Below are 18,091 nucleotides of genomic sequence, written 5' to 3'. Positions count from 1 at the left end.
CCGTCCGACCCCGGCCGCTCGATCACCTCGATCGCCGAGCAGCCGGGCGTCTCGCCGGGCACCCGCGACATGCACATCCCGGACCGGGTGAGCCGCGCTCGGGCGCCGTGCTCCGTCAAGTCGAAGCACCGGCGGTGCAGGCCGACTCCGGCACGACCGAGCCCAGCGGCACCTTCTGCACCTCGACCGCTCACGCCCGGGGCCCCGGTGCGCACGGGCTCCGCGGCCGTGCTCGCCACGGTGTCCGGTCCGGACCCGCCCTGACGCCCGCAGGGCGGGTCCCTCGCAGACGACCCGACTGCGGCCCCCGGCCGGGGCGCCGGCGTGGCTCAGGCCCGGACGCTGACCGAGCGGGGGTCGAAGCCGAAGGGCAACTCAAGGCGGTGGGCGCGCATCAGGGCGTCGTCGGAGAGGAGTTCCTGGGTGCGGCCGTCGGCGACGACCGTGCCGCCGCTCAGGACGACCGAGCGCGGGCACAGCTCCAGGGCGTACGGCAGGTCGTGGGTGACCATCAGGACCGTCACGTCCAGGGAGCGCAGGATGTCGGCCAGTTCGCGGCGGGAGGCGGGGTCCAGGTTGGAGGAGGGCTCGTCCAGGACGAGGATCTCCGGCTCCATGGCGAGGACGGTCGCCACCGCCACGCGGCGCCGCTGGCCGAACGACAGGTGGTGCGGAGGCCGGTCGGCGAACTCGGCCATGCCGACCCGCTCCAGTGCCGTGCGGACGCAGGCCTCCAGCTCGGCGCCGCGCAGGCCGGCCGCGGCCGGGCCGAAGGCGACGTCCTCGCGGACGGTGGGCATGAAGAGCTGGTCGTCCGGGTCCTGGAAGACGATGCCGACCCGGCGCCTGACCTCCGCCACGTGCCGCCGGTCGCCCACCGGGAGCCCGGCCACGGTCACCGACCCCGCGCCGGCCTCCAGGATGCCGTTGAGGTGCAGCACGAGGGTGGTCTTGCCGGCCCCGTTGGGGCCTAGGAGGGCGACCCGCTCGCCGCGGGCGATGGTCAGGTCGACGCCGAACAGGGCCTGATGGCCGTCGGGGTAGGCGTAGGCGAGGCCCTTGACCTCGAGCGAAGGTGTCACAGGAACCATCCCGTCAGGCAGATCAGCAGGGCGGCGGCCGGGAGCACGGCGGCGTAGGACCACTGGGCGCGCGAGGCCGTCACCTCGTCGATCACCGGCATGCTGCCGGCGTATCCGCGGCTGACCATCGCCAGGTGGACGCGCTCGCCGCGCTCGTAGGAGCGGATGAACAGGGCGCCCGCGGACTTGGCGAGCACGCCCCAGTGGCGCGGGCCGCGGGCCTCGAAGCCGCGCGAGGCGCGGGCGACGCGCATGCGGCGCATCTCGTCGGTGATGACGTCCCCGTACCGGATCATGAACGAGGCGATCTGCACCAGCAGCGCCGGCAGCCGCAACCGCTGCAGGCCGAGGAGGAGTTCGCGCAGCTCCGTGGTGGAGGCCAGCAGGACGGAGGCGGCGACGCCGAGGGTGCCCTTGACGAGGATGTTCCAGGCCCCCCACAGGCCGCTCACGCTGAGGGACAGGCCCAGCACCTCGGTGCGCGGGCCCTCGGCGACGAACGGCATGAGGACGGCGAAGGCCACGAAGGGCACCTCGATCAGCAGCCGCCGCAGCAGGAACCCGGCCGGGACGCGGGCCACGGCGGCGACCGCCGCCAGCAGCACCGCGTAGAGGCCGAAGGCCCACATCGCGGTGCGCGGGGTGGAGACGACGACCAGGACGAAGCAGAAGACGGCGGCGAGCTTGCACTGTGCGGGCAGCGCGTGCACCGGCGAGCGTCCGGGCCGGTAGAGCCGGTGTGCGTGCCCCGCGCCCACGACTAGCTCGCGGCCGTGCCGGGCCGGCGGCGGACGATCCAGAAGACGCCGCTGCCCAGCGCGAGGGTGGCGCCGACGCCGATCACGCCGGCGAGGCCTCCGGAGAGCCGGGCGTCGCCGACGTCCTTGGTCTGGTAGTCCGCCAGGGGGGAGTCCTTGGCCGTGTGGTCCCTGGTCTTGCGGTCGATGCCGTGGTCGGCGGCGACCTTCTCCAGGCCGTCCGGGCTGGCCGAGGCGTAGTAGCTGACGAATCCGGCGAGCACCAGGGCGGCGATCAGCCCGGCGATCCACAGCGGCCGTATGCCGCCGCGCTTGCGGGTGTCGGTCACGGCCGCCATCAGACGGTCGCCTCCTTGAGTTCCAGCGGGCGGCGCAGGCCGCGGGCGCCGTGGACGAGGTCGGGGCGGACGGCGACGACCGCGCCCACCGTCGCCGCGGTGATCACCGCCTCACCGATGCCGATCAGGACGTGCACGCCGACCATGGCGGTGAAGACCTTGCCGAGCGCGACGTCGGTCGTCCCGCCCAGCGCGTAGATCCCGGTGAAGGCCACCGCCGCGGCCGGGACGGAGACCAGGGCCGCGACGAAGGCCGCGCCCGTCACCCCGCCGCGCCCGTCGGGCAGCACCTTGACCAGCCCCCGGAAGAGGGCGTAGGCCACGACGACGGTCACGACCGCCATGTCGGTGATGTTCACACCGAGGGCCGTGAGGCCGCCGTCGGCGAAGAGCACGCCCTGGATGAGCAGGACGACGGACACGCACAGCACCCCTGTGAAGGGGCCGACGAGTATCGCCGCGAGCGCGCCGCCGAGGAGGTGGCCGCTGGTGCCCGCGGCCACCGGGAAGTTGAGCATCTGGACGGCGAAGATGAACGCCGAGACGAGTCCGGCCAACGGCGCGGTGCGCTCGTCGAGTTCGCGTCGCGCGCCGCGCAGGCTCACTGCCACGGCTGCGGCCGCGACGGCACCGGTCGCCACCGACACCGGGGCGTCGATGAATCCGTCGGGTACATGCATGGGCGAGCTCCAGGTCGGGCCCGCGGCGGGCCGGGCGGGCGGCGAGGACGCCGGGGTCGGCGAGGACGACGCCCCATCATAGAACCTTATTGCGACTCATTTGCAAGAGGCTTGTCCCCGCTGGAGCGCACCACGATCAGGCCGGAGGGCGGCCCGCCCGCAGGTTCCAGCGTCCGGACCGCCCGCTGAATTCCGTCGCCGTCAGCGGCGGCACGTCGATCCGCCAGAAGGACGACTCGGGTGCGCCCAAGGCCCGGACCGCGCACGCCCGGACGATCTCCGGTTCGACGACGGCGAGCACCCGGCCCGGCGCCGCGGCGAGCCCGTCCAGCCATGCCCCGGCCCGCGCGCACAGGTCGCGCAGCGACTCGGCGTCGTGCGGCGCGGCGTCCGGGTCGGAGAGCCATGCGGCCACCGCCTCCGGTTCCTCGGCGCTCACTTCGGCCAAGGTGCGTCCCCGCCAGCGGCCCAGCGCCCACCCCGCCGGAGCCGTCTCCTCGGCCGTGAGGCCGAGCGCCTCGGCGGTGGCGCGGCAGCGCGCGGTGGGCGAGACGGGCACCGGCCCGGCGGAGCGCAGCGCACCGGCCAGCGCGCGGGCGGCGTCCAGGGCCCGCTCGTCCGGCGGCACGTCGTCGTCGAAACGCGCCTCGCGCAGCGCGGCGTTGGCCACCGGTGAGACCAACATCACCCGGGTCGTCATGCATCCTCCTCGTCCCTGCCGCGATGTCGCGTGATGGCCGACTGCCCTTGCCGTACGCGGCCCGTCGCTCGCGGGGAAGTGCTCCCGCGCACCGCGGGGCGTGCCCACGCGCCCTTGGCCGGACCACCGGATCGCGGTACCGTCACGACGACATTCACGACGACACAGCGGAAGTCCGGTGCAAATCCGGCACGGTCGCGCCACTGTAAGCCCAGCCCCGCGCCAGGCGAGTCAGACCCGCAGTCGTCCGACAGAGCTCCACCGACCGGGACGCGAGTTCCCACCAGGAGGTCATGCCATGGCGCAGTCCGCCCTCTCACCGGCCGCAGCCCCTTCCACCGCCCCCGTGACGCTGCCGATCAGGGCGATCCTGCCCTGGGCGGTCTTCTTCGGCGTCCTGATGCTGGTCCTGCTCTACTTCGTGGGCGCCGAGCAGGGGGCCACGTCCCTCCTGTCCGGCGAGAACGTCCACGAGTGGCTGCACGACGGGCGCCACCTGCTCGGCTTCCCCTGCCACTGACAGGGGCGCCACGACCATGAGCCCCACCGACCCGGTGGGCGCCGCCCACCCCGTCAGCCCGGTCACCTCCCTCACCGTCAGACGACTGCTGGTGCGGGGCATGCTGGCCGGGCTCGCGGCCGGCGCGTTCGCGCTGGTCGTCGCCTACCTGCTGGGCGAGTCCAAGGTCGACGCCGCCATCGCGTTCGAGGAGTCGCACGCGCACGAGCACGGCGGCGCCGAACCGGTCAGCCGTGCCGTGCAGTCCACCGCCGGACTGGCCACCGGCCTCCTCGTCTACGGCGTGGCGCTGGGCGGCATCGCCGCCCTCGCCTACTGCTTCGCCCTCGGCCGGATCGGCCGCATCGGCGCCCGGCCCACGGCCGTGCTGCTGTCGGCCGCGGCGCTGGTCGCGGTCTACGTCGTGCCCTTCCTGAAGTACCCGGCCAACCCGCCGGCCGTCGGCGACCCCGACACCATCGGCAAGCGCACCGCGCTGTACTTCCTGATGATGCTGCTCGGCGTGCTGCTCGCGGTCGCTGCCGCGATCCTCGGCAGGCGCCTCGTGCCCAGGCTGGGCGCCTGGTACGCGACCGTGGCCGCCGGCGGCTTCTTCGTGACAGCCGTGGGGCTCGCGTACGCGTTCCTGCCCGCGGTCGACGAGGTGCCGGAGCACTTCCCGGCAGCGCTGCTCTGGCAGTTCCGGCTGGCGGCGCTGGCGATCCAGCTGACGCTGTGGACCTCTTTCGGCCTGCTCTTCGGCCACCTGGCCGGGCGCCTGCTGGAGCCGGTCCCGCCCGGCGCCTCCACGGGGCCCGGCTCCGTCGGCGCGGGGACGGCGGCCTCGGCGTAGGACACGGTCCGGCGAGAGGCCGCAGGCGGCGGCTTCTCGCCGGAGCCGGGCCGAGGGTCTTCTGGCGTTCCGTCAGGGAAGGAACGGCAGAGGGCTCTCACTGCAGCGATGCGTGGCAGCCGCTCTCGCCAGGCCGTGTACCGAAAGTGGATCTCGAATGGTGAATGATCACGGCTGATGGCCCGGAGGGATGTCAAGGGCGATCAGCGGGCCCCGTGGGAACCGCGGCACCTGGTCCAGCCGCTCCCGTGCGGGCGCAGTCACCACCATGCGCGGCTCCACCATCGGGCCGACACCGTCCAAGGGACGACGCGCCCTTCTTCGGCCCTCCTCCCCCAGCGGCACGGGGCGCGGGGTTCGGGCCCCGGGTCGGGAGGGGCGGGCAACGGCCCACCGCCCACCGCGACCGCCGGGCGGTCCCGGTTCACCGCTGGGATGTCGCGGCGTGCAGGGGCAGCCGCCAGGTGTTGCGGCGCCGCACGCCCTCGAGGACGTCATGGAGCGGGGAGCGGGGCACGGCGAGGACCGGGCACACCGCGTGGTGCAGGCAGTGCCGGGCCACCGAGGGGTGCAGCAGCCGCCGCAGCCGGCCGCGTCGTCCGGCGCCGACCACCAGCACGTCGTCCGGGCGGTCCGCGACGAGGGTCAGAGCCCGTCCCGCCGGACCGCGGACGGTCATCGCGCGCAGGCGCAGGCCCTCCGGCAGGCCGCCGAAAGCGGCGTCGAGGGCGTCGAGGAGCCGCTGCCCGGCCCGGTCCTGCCAGACGTCCGGCAACGGGGGGCGGGGAGAGCGCCGGTACGCGAACTCCCCGCCCGGCGGCTGCCACGCGAGCACGGCGAGCAGCACCGCGTCCGTGCGGCGCGCCTCGGCGGCGGCGCGGTGCAGCGCCGTGATGCTGCCGAGGGAGCCGCTCACCCCGACGACCACCCGGTGGTTTCCGGCCTCGTCCATGCCCTCCATGGAAGACCCGGGCGGTGCGCCCCAGGGCGGCCGTTATCGTCCTCTTGTCGCCGGGCGGCCCACTCCTGACGCCGGCCTGATCCCGCCCCGGCCTCGCTGACCCGGCCTGACCCTGCCCCTGGCCCCCGGTTCAGGCCGGGTAGGCGTGCGTCTGGGCCGCCTTGACGGTGGCCCACACCTCGGCGCCGGGCCGCAGCCCGAGATCGGCGGTGGCCACCGTGGTGAGGTCGGCGGCGAGCGGGAGCTCGCCCTGGACGTCCACGCGGATCTGGTCGCCGTGCGACTCCAGTCCCGCGACCCTGCCCTGCCACACGTTCCGGGCGCTGGAGCCGGCCGGGCGCTCCCGGTGCAGGGTGACGGCCCCGGGCGGGAAGGCGACGAAGGCCGGGCCGGACAGCTCCTCGGTGGTGGTGACGGCCGGGCCCCCGTCGACCCGTACGGTGTGGCCCTCCGCCCGGCCCCGGTAGAGGTTGAGGCCGACGAGGTGGGCCACGTAGTCGGTGCGCGGGCGGCGGGCGATCTCGCCGGGCGTGCCCTCCTGCACCAGGCGGCCGTGCTCGACGACCACCAGCCGGTCGGCCAGCACCATGGCGTCCAGGGGGTCGTGCGTGACCAGGAGGGCCACCGCCTCGAAGTCGGCCAGGTGGTGGCGCAGCTGCGCGCGGACCTCCAGGCGGGTGCGGGCGTCGAGCGCGGCCAGCGGTTCGTCCAGCAGCAGCAGCCGAGGCCGGGTGGCCAGCGCTCGGGCGAGGGCGACGCGCTGCGCCTGGCCGCCGGAGAGCCGGCGGGGCCGGGTGGCGGCGTACTCGGCCAGCCCCATGCGCTCCAGCCAGGCGGCGGCCTCGGCGCGGGCCCGTGCCTTGGGCACGCCGTGGCAGCGCGGGCCGAAGGCGACGTTGTCCAGGGCGGACAGGTGCGGGAACAGCAGGTGGTCCTGGAAGACCACGCCGACCGGGCGGGTCTCGGGGGGCGCGCCCGCCAGATCGGCGCCGTCCAGCCGCAGGTGGCCGCCGCTGAGCGGGGTCAGCCCGGCCAGGGCCCGCAGTGCGGTGGTCTTGCCGGCGCCGTTGGGCCCGAGCACGGCGAGCACCTCCCCGGGGGCTGCGGTGAGGGCCACGTCGAGGCGGAAGGCGCCGCGGTCGACGACCAGCCGGGCGTCCAGGCCTTGCGGCGCCGGGCCGCCGGGGGGCGCGAGGGCGGTGTCCGTGGAGGTCATGAGGTGGCCGTCCAGCGGTCGCGCAGCCCGGCCAGGACGGCGATCGACACGGCGAGCAGGACCAGACTCAGCGCGATGGCGGCGGCCGGGTCGCTCTGCAGGGCCAGGTAGACGGCGAGCGGCATCGTCTGTGTGCGGCCGGGGAAGTTGCCCGCGAAGGTGATGGTGGCGCCGAACTCGCCGAGCGCCCGTGCCCAGGCCAGGACGGCTCCGGCGGCGATGCCGGGGGCGATCAGCGGCAGCGTCACCCGGCGGAAGGCCGTGAAGCGGGAGGCGCCGAGGGTGGCGGCGGCCTCCTCGTAGCGCGGGTCGGCGGCCCGCAGGGTGCCCTCGACGCTGATGACCAGGAACGGCATCGCGACGAAGGCCTCCGCGACGACGACGCCCGCGGTCGTGAAGGGCAGCGTCACCCCGAACCACTGGTCCAGCCACCGCCCGGCCACCCCGTTGCGGCCCAGCGCCAGCAGCAGGGCGACGCCGCCGACGACGGGCGGCAGCACCAGGGGCAGCGTCACCAGGGCGCGCACCAGCCGGCGGCCGGGGAACTCGGTGCGGGCCAGCAGCCAGGCCAGCGGCACCCCCAGCACGAGGGTCACCGCGGTGGCGAGGGTGGCGCAGACCAGGGAGAGGCGCAGCGCCTGCCACACCGCGGGGCTGGTGAGCTGCGCGGGCAGGTCGCTCCACGGCGCCCGCACCAGCAGCCCGGCGAGCGGCAGCACGAGGAAGACGAGGCCGAGCAGGCCGGGCAGCAGCAGTGGCAGGGGCACCGGGGAACGGCGCCCCCGCCGGCGGCCCGCGCGGCGCGGCCCGGCCTCCGGGATTTCGGGCGCGCCGCCCTTGTGGTCGGTCATGGCGTGAGGAAGCCCGCCCCGCTCAGCACCCGCCGGCCCTCCTCGGACCGGACGAGGGCGATGAAGGCCCTGGCGGCCACGGTGTTGGGCGCGTCCTTGAGCAGGACGACGGGGTAGTCGTTGACGGCGCCGGCGGACTCGGGGAACTCCACGCCCTCCACCTTGCCTGCTGCGGCCTTGACGTCGGTCCTGTAGACCAGGGCGGCGTCGACCTCCTTCAGTTCCACCTTCGTCAGCGCGCTCTTGACGTCCTGCTCGTAGGAGACCGGGGTGAGCTTCAGGCCGGCGGCGTCCAGCGCCTTCTGCGCGGCGGCGCCGCAGGGCACCTCCTTGGCGCACAGGGCGACCTTCGTCCCGGCCTTGGTGAGGTCCTTGAGCGTGTCGACGTCCCTGGGGTTGCCCGGGACGACGGCGATCTCCAGCCGGTTGCGCACGAAGGTCGCGGGCTCGCCGGCCGCGTCCTCGGCGTCGGTGACGATCCGCATGGTCGTGGGGGAGGCGGCGGCGAAGACGTCGGCGGGGGCTCCGGAGGTGATGCTGGCGGCGAGGGCGTCGCTGCCGCCGAAGTTGAAGGTGACCTCGGTGCCGGGGTGGGCCGCCTCGAACTGCTCGCCCAGTTCGGTGAAGCTCTCCTTGAGGGAGGCGGCGGCGAAGACGGTGACCGTGCCCTCCACGCCGCCGGGCGAGGAGGGCGAGGAGGCGCGGGCGGAGCCGTCCGAGGACGAGCACGCGCTCAGGGCCAGCAGCACCGCGGCGCCTCCGACGGCCGACTGAAGGGTCCGGCGGTGCGTGGGACGGTTCGTCACAGGCATGACCCTCCGGGTCAATGAGGCGTCTCGACGACGACGTTGGTCGACTTGATGACGGCGACCGCCGGCACGCCGGGCTCGAGCTTCAGTTCCTCGGCGGACTCCCGGCTGATCATGGACACCACGCGGAACGGGCCGGCCTGGATCTCCACCTGTGCGGAGACGTCGCCGAGGATCACCTCGGTGACGATGCCGGAGAAGCGGTTGCGGGCCGAGGAGCCCGTGCGCTGGCGTTCCGCACGGTTGAACTCCCGGACGAAAGCGGCCAGTGCGGGGCCCTCGATGACGCGCCGGCCCTGCCCGTCGCGTTCCGCCCGCAGCCGCCCGCCGTCGACCCAGCGCCTGAGGGTGTCGGCGCTCACGCCCATCAAGGCGGCCGCCTCACCGATCCGGTAGGTGTGCATGACCCGATCATAGTGACGCATATGCGAGGGGGAAGCCCCTTTCCCTATTGCGGCAGCATGATTTTGGCGGTGTGAACGCTTGCATACGCGCTATGAGGGTTCCGCTGCGAGGGCGCGGGCGCACGCGGGCTCCTCGTCACCAGGGCTGCCGCCGGACCCGGGTGGGGACGGCAACGGCACAGGATGGGCCGGTCCGGGGACGTGCCGGTGGCGACCGCCCCACGGCGGTACAGCGCAGGCAGGGCAGCCGGCACGGCCGCAGCCGCACCACGGCCGCGGGCGCGGTGCCGCGTTCCGCCCTGCCGGCGGCCGTCGAGGACGGCGGCGTCCGGGTCCGCGCGCGGGGCGGCCGACGCCGCCGCGGCGGGAACGGCGACGGCGGGGGCCCGGCGTCACGGCCTTCCGCCGTCCGCGCGACCGGGGGCCGCTGAGCGGCTACTACGATCGGCGGAATGCGACCTTCCTCACCCTCCCCCGCCGGCCTGGTCCGCGAGTTCCACACCGCCTTCGGTCTCGACGTCCGCCCCCGCCCGACCGAGATCCCGCCCGTTCTGGCGGCGCACCGCCAGGACCTGCTCGCCGAGGAGGTGGCCGAGGTCGCCGAGGCCTCCGAGAAGGGGCCGCTCGACCACCTCGCGCACGAGCTGGCCGACGTGGTCTATGTCGCGTACGGCACCGCGCTGGTGCACGGCATCGACCTGGACGAGGTCATCGCGGAGATCCACCGCGCCAACATGAGCAAACTCGGCCCGGACGGCCGGCCGGCCCTGCGGGCCGACGGCAAGGTCCTCAAGGGGGAGCACTACCGCGCCCCGGACGTCGCGGCGGTGCTGCGGGCCCAGGGCTGGACGCCGGCCGGGGAATGACGCCCCGCCCCGCCGGCACCGCGCCGTCGCGTTCTCCTCGAGCGCGCCCTCCCGCGTCGGCGCGGCGGGCGGGAGAATCGACGGTATGACGGAGCGTAAGCCACCGGGCGTCCCCTTCGAGTCCTGGGTCGACAAGCAGATCCGGGAAGCGGCGGAGCGCGGCGCCTTCGACGACCTGCCCGGGGCCGGGAAGCCGCTGGCCGCCTTGGACCGGCCCTACGACGAGCTGTGGTGGATCAGGGAGAAGATGGCCCGCGAGGGGCTGTCCCAGCTGCCGACGAGCCTGAGGCTGCGCAAGGAGGTGGAGGACGCGATGCACGCCGCCTCCCGCGCCCCCTCCGAACGCGAGGTGCGCCGCATCGTCGAGGAGGTCAACGACAGGATCCGCGCGGGCCTGCGCACCCCGATGGACGGCCCGCCGCTGGGTCTCGTCCCGTACGACGTGGAGGACGTCGTCGCGCGGTGGCGCGCGGAACGGGGCTGAGCGTCCCTCGCTCATTCCCCCTCGCGCACTCGCTCGCGCACCGCGCCGAGGGCCCCGCGGCAGATCCCCGGTTGCGGGGCCGGGCGGGCTGAAAAATAGTCGCACTGTGAGAAGGCGGCCACGGGTCGGCGTACCGGAGGGGGTCCGTGCGCGGTTCGCGGACCTGCCGGGGCGGGCGCGCGCCCTGCGGAGCGACGCCGAGCGGCGCTTCCCCGTCATCACCCGGCTCGCCGCCCGACTGCTGAGCGTCAACGTCCTGGACGCGGCCACCCGGTTGGCCGCCCAGGCCTTCCTGACCGCCGTGCCCCTGCTCTTCGTCATCGCCTCTCTCGCGCCGGAGGGCGTGCGCAGGGAGCTGCTGGACTCGCTGGTGCGGGTGCTGGGGCTCTCCGGCCCCTCCGGTGAACAGCTGCGCTCGGTCTACGAGTCCCACCCGGGGGACCTGCGGCAGACGGTGGGCGCGGTGGGCATCCTGATGGCCCTGCTGTCGGCCACGGCCTGCAGCCGGGCGATGCAGCGGGTCTGCGAACGCGCCTGGGGCCTGCCCAAGTCGGCGGCGCGGATCGCGGCCTGGCGCTGGGTCGCCTGGGTGTGCGCGGCACTCGTCTACCTGGCGGTCCAGGGGCCGCTGCGCCTGGGCTTCGGCGTGGGCCGCTGGCTCGGCGTCCCGCTGTCCGTGGTGAGCGCGGTGGGCGTCTGGTGGTGGACGCAGCACCTGCTGCTGGGCGGCCGGATCGGGTGGCGGCCGCTGCTGCCGGGGGCGCTGCTCACGGCGCTGCTGATGGAGGCGGCCGTCTTCTCCGCGCCGCTGTATCTGCCGAGGGCGCTGAACCGCAGCCTGGAGGTGTACGGCTCATTGGGCTCGGTGTTCACCCTGCTGTCCGGGCTGATCGCGCTGTGCGTCGTGGCCACGGTGTGCCTGACCGTCGGCGCGGTGCTCCACGGCGGCCGGCCGGGGGCGTGCGCCGGGCCCGCCGCCCCCGGCCCTCCCCCCAGCACGCCGGGGGAGGACCGGGCGGGCGGTGGTCAGACGGCCGAGCGCTCCGGCCTGTAGTGCGCGAGCGCCCAGATGATGAACAGGTCGAGCGCGATGAGGACGAGCGACCAGAAGGGCAGGTAGGGCAGGTAGAGGAAGTTCACGATGATGCCCAGGCCCGCGAGGACGACACCCGCGATGCGGGACCAGAGCGCGGCGCCGCCGAGGAGCCCGATGCCCGTGATGATCAGGAGCACGCCGAGGACGAGGTGGATCCATCCCCACGCGGTCAGGCTGAACTTGAAGACGTAGTCGCCGATGCGCGCGTACACGTCGTCCGTGGCGATTCCCGAGATGCCCTGGAAGACGGCCAGGACGCCGTCGACGAGCAGCAGGACGCCGGCGAAGGTGACCCCGCCGTACGCCCACGCGTCGCGCTTCCCGGTCCGGGGTGTGGTGCTGGTGGCTGCCATGGCTGCCTCCTCGTGTGACGGTGCTTCAGTGCCGCAGCGCCGCGTCGACCTGGGCCTTGACCGTGCCCGTCAGGTCGCGGTGGCTGCGGGCGGTGACCTCGCCGGACTTCTGCGGGGCCACGTCCGCGACGTTGACGACGACGGCGTCGAGGAGGTTGCCGCTCCCGTCCCGGAAGGTCACCTCGACCGTGTACGTGGCCTGCTTGTCGCTGCTGTTGGTGGCCGTGACCTTGGTGGCGGCCTTGCCGCCGTCCTTGGTCACGGGGCCGAGTGCGACGTCGCCCTTGGCGTTGACGCCGTTCTTGATCTTCGCCAGCTGGGACTGGGCGGCGGCGGTCGCCGAGGCGACGGCCTCGGCGCCCTCGGACACCAGCGAGGACGCGGCGGACGCGGCCTTCGACGCCTTCTCGGCGGGGGTGGTGTCGCCGTCCGAGCAGGCGCTCGCGGCGAGCGCGGTGGCGGACAGTACGACCGCCGCGCACCCCGCGCGGACCCGGTGCGGCCTCGTCATTCCTACCTCCACTGACTCATGCGCCCCAAATGGCACATCTTTCACCATACGTGTTGAATGTCCGTGTCGCGTGGTGAAGAGAGGCGGCTGTGGCATGGCGGACCCGACGCCCGCGGGGCGGGACGAGCTCGCCGACCTGCGTGCCCGGCTGTCGGCTCTGGAGGCGCGGGAGACCGCCGCCTCGGGCGCCGGACCGCAGGCCCCGACGCCCCAACGGCGGCGCCCCGCGCGGGCCTTCTTCTCCGCCCTGTTCATCGTCGTGGCCTGCGTCCTCGTACCGCTGAGCGCGCTGGCCGTCTGGGTGGACTCCGAGGTCGGCGACACCGACCGCTACGTCGCCACCGTCGCGCCCCTGGCGAGCGACCCCGCCGTCCAGGACGCCGCGGCCGACCGGATCACGTCCGTGCTGATGCAGCGCATCGATCTCAAAAGCCTGCTCGACGAGGTCGCACCGCAGGACCGCCCCCTCCTGGACGACCTGCTGGGCCGCCTCTCCGCCCCGCTGACCAGCGGCATCGAGGGCCTCGTGCGCGGGGCGGCGGAGAAGGTGGTGCGCAGCGACGCCTTCGAGGAGGTGTGGACCGACGCCAACCGCCGGATCCACGACTCGCTGGACAAGGCGCTGACCGGCCAGGGAGGCGGCGCGGTGAAGCTCACGAACGACACCGTGGCCGTCGACCTCGCCCCCCTCGTCGACCGGGTCAAACAGCGGCTGGTCGACGCGGGCCTGACCATCGCCGCGAAGATCCCCGAGGTCCACACCGACTTCACCGTCGTCCGCTCCGAGAAGGTGGGCAAGATCAGGACCGCCTTCCGGCTCCTGCAGCTCGCCGGCTTCTGGCTGCCGATCCTCACCATCGTCCTCGCGGCGGCCGGCGTGCTGCTCGCCGTCCGCCGGCGGCGCGCCCTGGTCGCCGCCGCGCTGGGTTTCGCCGCCGCCGCCCTCGTGCTCGGCGCGGCGCTGACGGTCTTCCGGGTGGTCTACCTCGACGCGCTGCCCGCGAGCGTCGACCAGCAGGCCGCCGGGACCGTCTACGACACCCTCGTCCGCTTCCTGCGCCAGACCGTCCGCGCGGTGTTCGTGCTGGGCGTCGTCGTGGCGCTGGGCGCCTGGCTGAGCGGGCCCGGGCAGTACGCCCGCCGCACCCGCGGGGTGTGGGAGTCCGTGCTGGGCGGCGCGGGCGACGCGGCGCACCGGGTGGGGATGCGGACCGGTCCCGTCGGGCCGTGGCTCGTCCGGCACAAACTGCTGGTCGGCTGGATCGTGGTGGCGGCCGCGGCCCTGGCGCTCGCCTTCTGGTCGTACCCGACCGGCTGGGTCGTCCTGGGGCTCGCCCTCGCCGTCCTCCTCGTCCTGGCCGTCGTGGAGTTCCTGGCCCGGCCCGACTGACCGCTCACCCGATCGGCCGCTCCGCGCTGCGCCGGGCAGGCCGCCGCCGGAGGCTGACGGCAGGCCCGCCGGTCCGTGCGGGCGGAGGAGACCAGCCATGAGGCAGACGCAGACGGCGGTCGGGCGATGACCTTCGGGCTGGCACACCGTGAGGAGCGGCCCCGGGTACCGCTGCGGCACGGCGAGGGGGACCGCTCCCTGCTCACCAGCCTGCAGGGGCTCGCCGCGCTGTCGCTGGACGCCCTCAGCTCGGTGGCGTACGGGCCCGAGGCCATCGTCCTGGTGCTGATCGCCGCCGGGACCGCGGCGCTGACCGTGACGCTGCCCGTCATGCTGGTCATCGCGGGGCTGCTGGTCGTCCTCGTCATCTCCTACGGGCAGGTCATCGCGGTGCACCCGGACGGCGGCGGCTCCTACGCCGTGGCCAAGCAGGACCTCGGTACGCGGGTGAGCCTGCTGGCGGCGGCCAGCCTCGTCGTCGACTACGTGCTCACCGTCGCCGTCAGCCTGGCCGCCGGCGCCGCCAGCCTCGCCTCGGCGTTCCCCGCGCTCACCCCCTACCTGCTGGAGATCTGCCTCGGCGGACTGGCCCTGCTCACCGTGGTGAACCTGCGCGGCGTCGCCGAGAGCGCGCGGGTGCTGATGCTGCCGGCGGCACTGTTCGTGCTGTGCGTGGGCGGGATCGTCGTCGCCGGCCTGCTGCTCGCCCACCCCGCGGCGGTCGTCGGCGCCCCGCGGCCGGTCCACGTGACGGAGGCGCTGAGCGTGCTGCTCGTCCTCAAGGCCTTCTCCGCCGGCTGCTCCGCGCTGACCGGGGTGGAGGCCATCGCCAACGCCGTCCCCTCCTTCCGGCCGCCCAAGGTGCGGCGCGCCCAGCGCACCGAGCTGATGCTCGGCGCGCTGCTCGGACTGATGCTCATCGGGCTCGCCTTCCTCATCCGCCGGGACGAGGTCGCCCCGCGCGAGGGCGTGACCGTGCTGGCCCAGCTGACCGCGGGCTCCTTCGGCACGGGGTGGCCGTACTACGTCACCAACCTGGTGGTCACCCTCGTCCTCGGCCTGGCGGCCAACACCAGCTTCGGCGGCCTGCCCGTCCTGTTGAGCCTGCTCGCCCGCGACAACCGGCTGCCCCACGTGTTCGCGCTCCGCGCCGAGCGGCCCGTCTACCGCTACGGCGTCGTCGCCCTCGCCGCGCTCGCGGCACTTCTGCTCATCGCCGTCGACGCGGAGACCCAGCGGCTCATCCCGCTCTACGCCATCGGAGTGTTCACCGGCTTCACCATCAGCCAGACCGGGCTCGTCCGCCACTGGGCGGGGGCCCGGCCGCGCCGCTGGGCGCCGCGCGCGGCGCTCAACGGCCTGGGCGCGCTGCTGACCGCGCTGGCCGGGGTGATTTTGGTGACCACCAAGTTCACCGAGGGCGCCTGGGTGGTCGTCGTCGTGGTGCCGCTGCTGATGCTGCTCTTCGCCCGCATCGAGCACTACTACACGGAGGTCGGCCGGGAACTCGCCCTCGGCGCCGTCCCCGAGCGGCCGCGGCGCGTCGACAGCCTGGTCATCGTCCCCCTCGGCGGGGTCAGCCGGCTCGCCGGGCGCGCGCTGACCGCGGCCATGGCCCTCGGCGGCGAGGTCGTCGCGGTCACCGTCGAGCCGGACCGGGCCAAGGCGCGCGAGCTGCTCGACACATGGAACCGCTGGCAGCCCGGCGTCCGCCTCGACGTGATCGAGAGCCCGCACCGCTCCCTGGTGCTGCCGATCCTCTCCTACGTCCGCCGCATGTCGCAGGACGGCCGCCAGATCGCCGTCCTCATCCCCGAGGTCCAGCCGCGGCACGCCCGTTACCGCATCCTGCAGAACCAGCGCGGCATCCTCCTCGCCACGGTCCTGCGCTCGCGCACGGACGCCGTCGTCTGCCTGCTGCCGTACCGGCTGGACATCTGACGGGTACGGGGCGCCAAGGGGACAGGCGATCGCGGGGTCGCCGAGCGAACGCCGGGTGGTGGCGAGGGAGTCCGTTGCCAAGGGTTCGGGCGCAGGGGCCCCGGGCCCGGGGCTCACCCGGCACTCCACGTAGAGTTCGGGTGCTGTGCCCGACCGTTCCCGCCGACTGCCGAGGTGACCGTGATGGACGACGACGCGTCCGCCCCCGTGGCCGTCGTCGGGATCGGCGCCGACGGCTGGGCAGGGTTGCCCGCCGCGTCCCGGGAGGCCCTGATGGAGGCCGCCGTCGTCATCGGCGGCCCGCGTCAACTCGACCTGCTGCCCGGTGAGGTGGCTGCCGAGCGCGTGGCCTGGCCCTCGCCGCTGCGGCCGGCCGTGCCGCGGCTGATCGCCGCGCACGCGGGACGCCGGATCGCCGTGCTGGCCAGCGGTGACCCCATGTTCCACGGCATCGGGCGGACCCTCGGCGAGGTGCTGGGCGTGGAACGTCTGCGGGTGCTCCCGCACCCCTCGTCGGTGTCGTACGCCTGCGCGCGGCTGGGCTGGGCGGTCGAGGACACCGACGTGGTGAGCTTGGTGGGGCGGCCGCTGCCCGCGCTGGCGGGGGCGCTGCACGACGGGCGCCGGGTGCTGGTGCTGAGCCGGGACGCGCACACCCCGGCCGCCGTGGCCGGGCTGCTGCGCGAACGGGGCTACGGCGCCAGCCGGTTGCGGGTGCTGGAGCAGTTGGGCTCGCCCCGCGAACGGATCCTGGACGGCACGGCCGGCGACTGGCCGCACCCGCCCGGCGATCCCCTGAACGTCGTCGCGGTCGAGTGCGCCGCCGATCCCGGCGCGCCCCGGCTGGGGCTGGTGCCCGGGCTGCCGGACGCCGCGTACGAGCACGACGGGCAGCTCACCAAGCGCCACGTACGGGCGGCGACCCTTGCCGCGCTCGCGCCCGCGCCCGGCGAGCTGCTGTGGGACGTGGGCGGCGGCTCCGGCTCGATCGCCGTGGAGTGGATGCGGGCGCACCGCACCTGCCGCGCGGTCACCGTGGAGCGCGACCCCGTCCGCGCGGAGCGCATCACCCGCAACGCGGCCGCGCTCGGCGTCCCGGCGCTGCGGGTGGTGACCGGCGCCGCCCCGGCGGCGCTGGCCGGGCTGCCCGCCCCCGACGCCGTCTTCGTCGGCGGCGGGCTCACCGCGTCCGGCCTGCTGGAGGCATGCTGGGCGGCCCTGCGGCCGGGCGGGCGGATGGTCGCCAACACCGTCACCCTGGAGTCCGAGGCGCTGCTCGCGCAGTGGTACGCCCGGCACGGGGGCGAACTCGTCCGGCTCGCCGTCGCGCACGCCGCCCCGGTCGGCGGCTTCACGGGCTGGCGCCAGGCCATGCCCGTCACCCAGTGGTCCGCCGTCAAACCCGCGGGAGCACAGCCATGACCGTCCACTTCATCGGGGCCGGCCCCGGCGCCGCCGACCTGATCACCCTGCGCGGGCAGCGGGTTCTGGCCCGCAGCAAGGTCTGCCTCTACGCGGGGAGTCTCGTGCCCCGCGAACTGCTCGCCGAGTGCCCGCCGGACGCCCGGCTGGTGGACACGGCGCAGATGACGCTCGACGAGATCACCGGGGAACTGGTCCGCGCCCACGAGCAGGGCCACGACGTGGCCCGGCTGCACTCGGGCGACCCGTCCGTGTTCAGCGCCGTCGCCGAGCAGATGCGCCGCCTCGACGCGGCCGGCGTCCCGTACGAGGTCGTCCCCGGCGTCCCCGCGTTCGCTGCGGCCGCCGCGGCCCTCAAGCGCGAGCTGACGGTGCCGACCGTCGGCCAGACCGTCATCCTGACCCGGATCGCGCAGCAGGCCACGCCCATGCCGGAGGGCGAGGACCTGGCGACGCTCGGCCGCAGCGGCGCGCTGATGGTGCTGCACCTGGCGGCCCGTTACGTCGACCGCGTGGTGGCCGAACTCACACCGCACTACGGGGCCGACTGCCCGGCGGCCGTGGTCGCGATGGCCTCGCGCCCGGACGAACTGGTGCTGCGCGGCACGCTCGCGGACATCGCGGAGCAGGTGAAGGCGGCCGGGGTGGTGCGGACGGCGGTCATCATCGTCGGTCGCACGCTGGGGGCGGAGCAGTTCCGCGACAGCCACCTGTACTCGGCGGAGCGCGTCCACCGGCACGCGGCGCATTGACGCCGCATCGCGAGTCGTCCGCGCGGGTGTCGTGCTCCATCATTCGTCACCGCTGCAGACATCCCTTGCTTCGAGCACAACGTTCCCGGACTTCCCCGGGCCGTGTCGGATATCCCCTCTTCGAG

Annotated in this window: 19 protein-coding genes and 1 pseudogene; 9 read left to right on the top strand and 11 right to left on the bottom strand. The window is 74.7% G+C overall.

Features of this window, described 5'->3' with window-relative positions; all coding sequences use genetic code 11:
- Nucleotides 1-329: 329 nt before the first annotated feature.
- The 4 genes and pseudogenes from AC3ET4_RS02345 to AC3ET4_RS02330 form a co-directional block, all read right to left on the bottom strand.
- On the bottom strand, nt 330-1,091 hold the full coding sequence (locus AC3ET4_RS02345) for an energy-coupling factor ABC transporter ATP-binding protein (protein ID WP_431945294.1): 762 nt from the start codon (nt 1,089-1,091) through the stop codon (nt 330-332).
- Nucleotides 1,079-1,840: a cobalt ECF transporter T component CbiQ gene (cbiQ, locus tag AC3ET4_RS02340; RefSeq protein ID WP_431945292.1), complete on the bottom strand. Its 762-nt coding sequence runs from the start codon at nt 1,838-1,840 to the stop codon at nt 1,079-1,081. The genes AC3ET4_RS02345 and cbiQ overlap by 13 nt, the downstream gene beginning before the upstream one ends.
- A 2-nt stretch (nt 1,841-1,842) precedes the next feature.
- Nucleotides 1,843-2,858, bottom strand: a pseudogene (locus AC3ET4_RS02335) (energy-coupling factor ABC transporter permease).
- A gap of 136 nt (nt 2,859-2,994) precedes the next feature.
- A complete protein-coding gene (locus tag AC3ET4_RS02330) occupies nt 2,995-3,558 on the bottom strand; it encodes a histidine phosphatase family protein (RefSeq protein ID WP_431945290.1) in 564 nt (187 codons plus the stop codon).
- Nucleotides 3,559-3,856: 298 nt separating this feature from the next.
- Here AC3ET4_RS02330 and AC3ET4_RS02325 point away from each other — a divergent pair, with 298 nt between their 5' ends.
- Both AC3ET4_RS02325 and AC3ET4_RS02320 read left to right on the top strand, forming a co-directional pair.
- The gene (locus AC3ET4_RS02325) at nt 3,857-4,078 is read left to right on the top strand and encodes a CbtB domain-containing protein (RefSeq protein ID WP_431945288.1); all 222 of its coding nucleotides are present in this window, start codon (nt 3,857-3,859) and stop codon (nt 4,076-4,078) included.
- 16 nt (nt 4,079-4,094) lie between these two features.
- Nucleotides 4,095-4,910, top strand: coding sequence for a CbtA family protein (locus AC3ET4_RS02320; RefSeq protein WP_431945286.1), 816 nt, complete (start codon nt 4,095-4,097; stop codon nt 4,908-4,910).
- 424 nt (nt 4,911-5,334) lie between these two features.
- On the opposite strand, the gene AC3ET4_RS02315 is transcribed toward AC3ET4_RS02320, so the two are convergent.
- The 5 genes from AC3ET4_RS02315 to AC3ET4_RS02295 all read right to left on the bottom strand — a co-directional run bounded on the left by AC3ET4_RS02315 (nt 5,335) and on the right by AC3ET4_RS02295 (nt 9,151).
- Nucleotides 5,335-5,871: a universal stress protein gene (locus AC3ET4_RS02315; protein WP_431945284.1), complete on the bottom strand. Its 537-nt coding sequence runs from the start codon at nt 5,869-5,871 to the stop codon at nt 5,335-5,337.
- Between the two features lie 130 nt (nt 5,872-6,001).
- The gene (locus AC3ET4_RS02310) at nt 6,002-7,087 is read right to left on the bottom strand and encodes an ABC transporter ATP-binding protein (RefSeq protein WP_431945282.1); all 1,086 of its coding nucleotides are present in this window, start codon (nt 7,085-7,087) and stop codon (nt 6,002-6,004) included.
- Nucleotides 7,084-7,938 carry a molybdate ABC transporter permease subunit gene (modB, locus tag AC3ET4_RS02305; RefSeq protein WP_431945280.1) on the bottom strand — a complete coding sequence of 285 codons (855 nt, stop codon included), beginning with the start codon at nt 7,936-7,938 and terminating at the stop codon, nt 7,084-7,086. The genes AC3ET4_RS02310 and modB overlap by 4 nt, the downstream gene beginning before the upstream one ends.
- Nucleotides 7,935-8,750, bottom strand: coding sequence for a molybdate ABC transporter substrate-binding protein (gene modA / locus AC3ET4_RS02300; RefSeq protein ID WP_431945278.1), 816 nt, complete (start codon nt 8,748-8,750; stop codon nt 7,935-7,937). Before modA ends, modB begins: the two co-directional genes overlap by 4 nt.
- Nucleotides 8,751-8,761: 11 nt before the next feature.
- On the bottom strand, nt 8,762-9,151 hold the full coding sequence (locus tag AC3ET4_RS02295; protein ID WP_431945276.1) for a TOBE domain-containing protein: 390 nt from the start codon (nt 9,149-9,151) through the stop codon (nt 8,762-8,764).
- Nucleotides 9,152-9,603: 452 nt separating this feature from the next.
- Here AC3ET4_RS02295 and AC3ET4_RS02290 point away from each other — a divergent pair, with 452 nt between their 5' ends.
- From AC3ET4_RS02290 to AC3ET4_RS02280, 3 genes are all read left to right on the top strand, one after another.
- On the top strand, nt 9,604-10,017 hold the full coding sequence (locus AC3ET4_RS02290; RefSeq protein WP_431945274.1) for a pyrophosphohydrolase domain-containing protein: 414 nt from the start codon (nt 9,604-9,606) through the stop codon (nt 10,015-10,017).
- Between the two features lie 85 nt (nt 10,018-10,102).
- The gene (locus AC3ET4_RS02285; RefSeq protein WP_431945272.1) at nt 10,103-10,501 is read left to right on the top strand and encodes a DnaJ family domain-containing protein; all 399 of its coding nucleotides are present in this window, start codon (nt 10,103-10,105) and stop codon (nt 10,499-10,501) included.
- Between the two features lie 106 nt (nt 10,502-10,607).
- Nucleotides 10,608-11,555: a YhjD/YihY/BrkB family envelope integrity protein gene (locus AC3ET4_RS02280; RefSeq protein ID WP_431945270.1), complete on the top strand. Its 948-nt coding sequence runs from the start codon at nt 10,608-10,610 to the stop codon at nt 11,553-11,555.
- Here the strand turns inward: AC3ET4_RS02280 and AC3ET4_RS02275 are convergent.
- Together AC3ET4_RS02275 and AC3ET4_RS02270 are read right to left on the bottom strand one after the other, a co-directional pair.
- Nucleotides 11,528-11,950, bottom strand: coding sequence for a DUF7144 family membrane protein (locus tag AC3ET4_RS02275; RefSeq protein WP_431945268.1), 423 nt, complete (start codon nt 11,948-11,950; stop codon nt 11,528-11,530). The genes AC3ET4_RS02280 and AC3ET4_RS02275 overlap by 28 nt on opposite strands.
- A 25-nt stretch (nt 11,951-11,975) precedes the next feature.
- Nucleotides 11,976-12,461 carry a hypothetical protein gene (locus tag AC3ET4_RS02270; RefSeq protein WP_431945267.1) on the bottom strand — a complete coding sequence of 162 codons (486 nt, stop codon included), beginning with the start codon at nt 12,459-12,461 and terminating at the stop codon, nt 11,976-11,978.
- A gap of 94 nt (nt 12,462-12,555) precedes the next feature.
- Here AC3ET4_RS02270 and AC3ET4_RS02265 point away from each other — a divergent pair, with 94 nt between their 5' ends.
- The 4 genes from AC3ET4_RS02265 (at nt 12,556) to cobM (ending at nt 17,966) form a co-directional block, all read left to right on the top strand.
- On the top strand, nt 12,556-13,851 hold the full coding sequence (locus AC3ET4_RS02265; protein WP_431945265.1) for a hypothetical protein: 1,296 nt from the start codon (nt 12,556-12,558) through the stop codon (nt 13,849-13,851).
- A gap of 126 nt (nt 13,852-13,977) precedes the next feature.
- On the top strand, nt 13,978-15,792 hold the full coding sequence (locus AC3ET4_RS02260) for an APC family permease (protein ID WP_431945263.1): 1,815 nt from the start codon (nt 13,978-13,980) through the stop codon (nt 15,790-15,792).
- A 183-nt stretch (nt 15,793-15,975) separates the two neighbouring features.
- Complete coding sequence (cbiE, locus tag AC3ET4_RS02255) at nt 15,976-17,214, top strand: precorrin-6y C5,15-methyltransferase (decarboxylating) subunit CbiE (RefSeq protein WP_431945261.1); 1,239 nt, start codon at nt 15,976-15,978, stop codon at nt 17,212-17,214.
- Nucleotides 17,211-17,966, top strand: coding sequence for a precorrin-4 C(11)-methyltransferase (gene cobM / locus AC3ET4_RS02250; RefSeq protein ID WP_431945259.1), 756 nt, complete (start codon nt 17,211-17,213; stop codon nt 17,964-17,966). The genes cbiE and cobM overlap by 4 nt, the downstream gene beginning before the upstream one ends.
- Nucleotides 17,967-18,091: the final 125 nt, after the last annotated feature.

The sequence above is a fragment of the Actinacidiphila sp. bgisy167 genome, from assembly GCF_057707665.1.
This window is presented reverse-complemented; position numbering and strand designations above follow the sequence as displayed.

What these genes read in the sequence shown, in the direction of transcription:
- AC3ET4_RS02345 (WP_431945294.1), bottom strand. Translation starts at nt 1,091, where the DNA reads ATGGTTCCTGTGACACCTTCGCTCGAGGTCAAGGGCCTCGCCTACGCC.
- AC3ET4_RS02330 (WP_431945290.1), bottom strand. Translation starts at nt 3,558, where the DNA reads ATGACGACCCGGGTGATGTTGGTCTCACCGGTGGCCAACGCCGCGCTG.
- AC3ET4_RS02325 (WP_431945288.1), top strand. Translation starts at nt 3,857, where the DNA reads ATGGCGCAGTCCGCCCTCTCACCGGCCGCAGCCCCTTCCACCGCCCCC.
- AC3ET4_RS02320 (WP_431945286.1), top strand. Translation starts at nt 4,095, where the DNA reads ATGAGCCCCACCGACCCGGTGGGCGCCGCCCACCCCGTCAGCCCGGTC.
- AC3ET4_RS02315 (WP_431945284.1), bottom strand. Translation starts at nt 5,871, where the DNA reads ATGGAGGGCATGGACGAGGCCGGAAACCACCGGGTGGTCGTCGGGGTG.
- AC3ET4_RS02310 (WP_431945282.1), bottom strand. Translation starts at nt 7,087, where the DNA reads ATGACCTCCACGGACACCGCCCTCGCGCCCCCCGGCGGCCCGGCGCCG.
- modB (WP_431945280.1), bottom strand. Translation starts at nt 7,938, where the DNA reads ATGACCGACCACAAGGGCGGCGCGCCCGAAATCCCGGAGGCCGGGCCG.
- modA (WP_431945278.1), bottom strand. Translation starts at nt 8,750, where the DNA reads ATGCCTGTGACGAACCGTCCCACGCACCGCCGGACCCTTCAGTCGGCC.
- AC3ET4_RS02295 (WP_431945276.1), bottom strand. Translation starts at nt 9,151, where the DNA reads ATGCACACCTACCGGATCGGTGAGGCGGCCGCCTTGATGGGCGTGAGC.
- AC3ET4_RS02290 (WP_431945274.1), top strand. Translation starts at nt 9,604, where the DNA reads ATGCGACCTTCCTCACCCTCCCCCGCCGGCCTGGTCCGCGAGTTCCAC.
- AC3ET4_RS02285 (WP_431945272.1), top strand. Translation starts at nt 10,103, where the DNA reads ATGACGGAGCGTAAGCCACCGGGCGTCCCCTTCGAGTCCTGGGTCGAC.
- AC3ET4_RS02275 (WP_431945268.1), bottom strand. Translation starts at nt 11,950, where the DNA reads ATGGCAGCCACCAGCACCACACCCCGGACCGGGAAGCGCGACGCGTGG.
- AC3ET4_RS02270 (WP_431945267.1), bottom strand. Translation starts at nt 12,461, where the DNA reads ATGACGAGGCCGCACCGGGTCCGCGCGGGGTGCGCGGCGGTCGTACTG.
- AC3ET4_RS02265 (WP_431945265.1), top strand. Translation starts at nt 12,556, where the DNA reads ATGGCGGACCCGACGCCCGCGGGGCGGGACGAGCTCGCCGACCTGCGT.
- AC3ET4_RS02260 (WP_431945263.1), top strand. Translation starts at nt 13,978, where the DNA reads ATGACCTTCGGGCTGGCACACCGTGAGGAGCGGCCCCGGGTACCGCTG.
- cbiE (WP_431945261.1), top strand. Translation starts at nt 15,976, where the DNA reads ATGGACGACGACGCGTCCGCCCCCGTGGCCGTCGTCGGGATCGGCGCC.
- cobM (WP_431945259.1), top strand. Translation starts at nt 17,211, where the DNA reads ATGACCGTCCACTTCATCGGGGCCGGCCCCGGCGCCGCCGACCTGATC.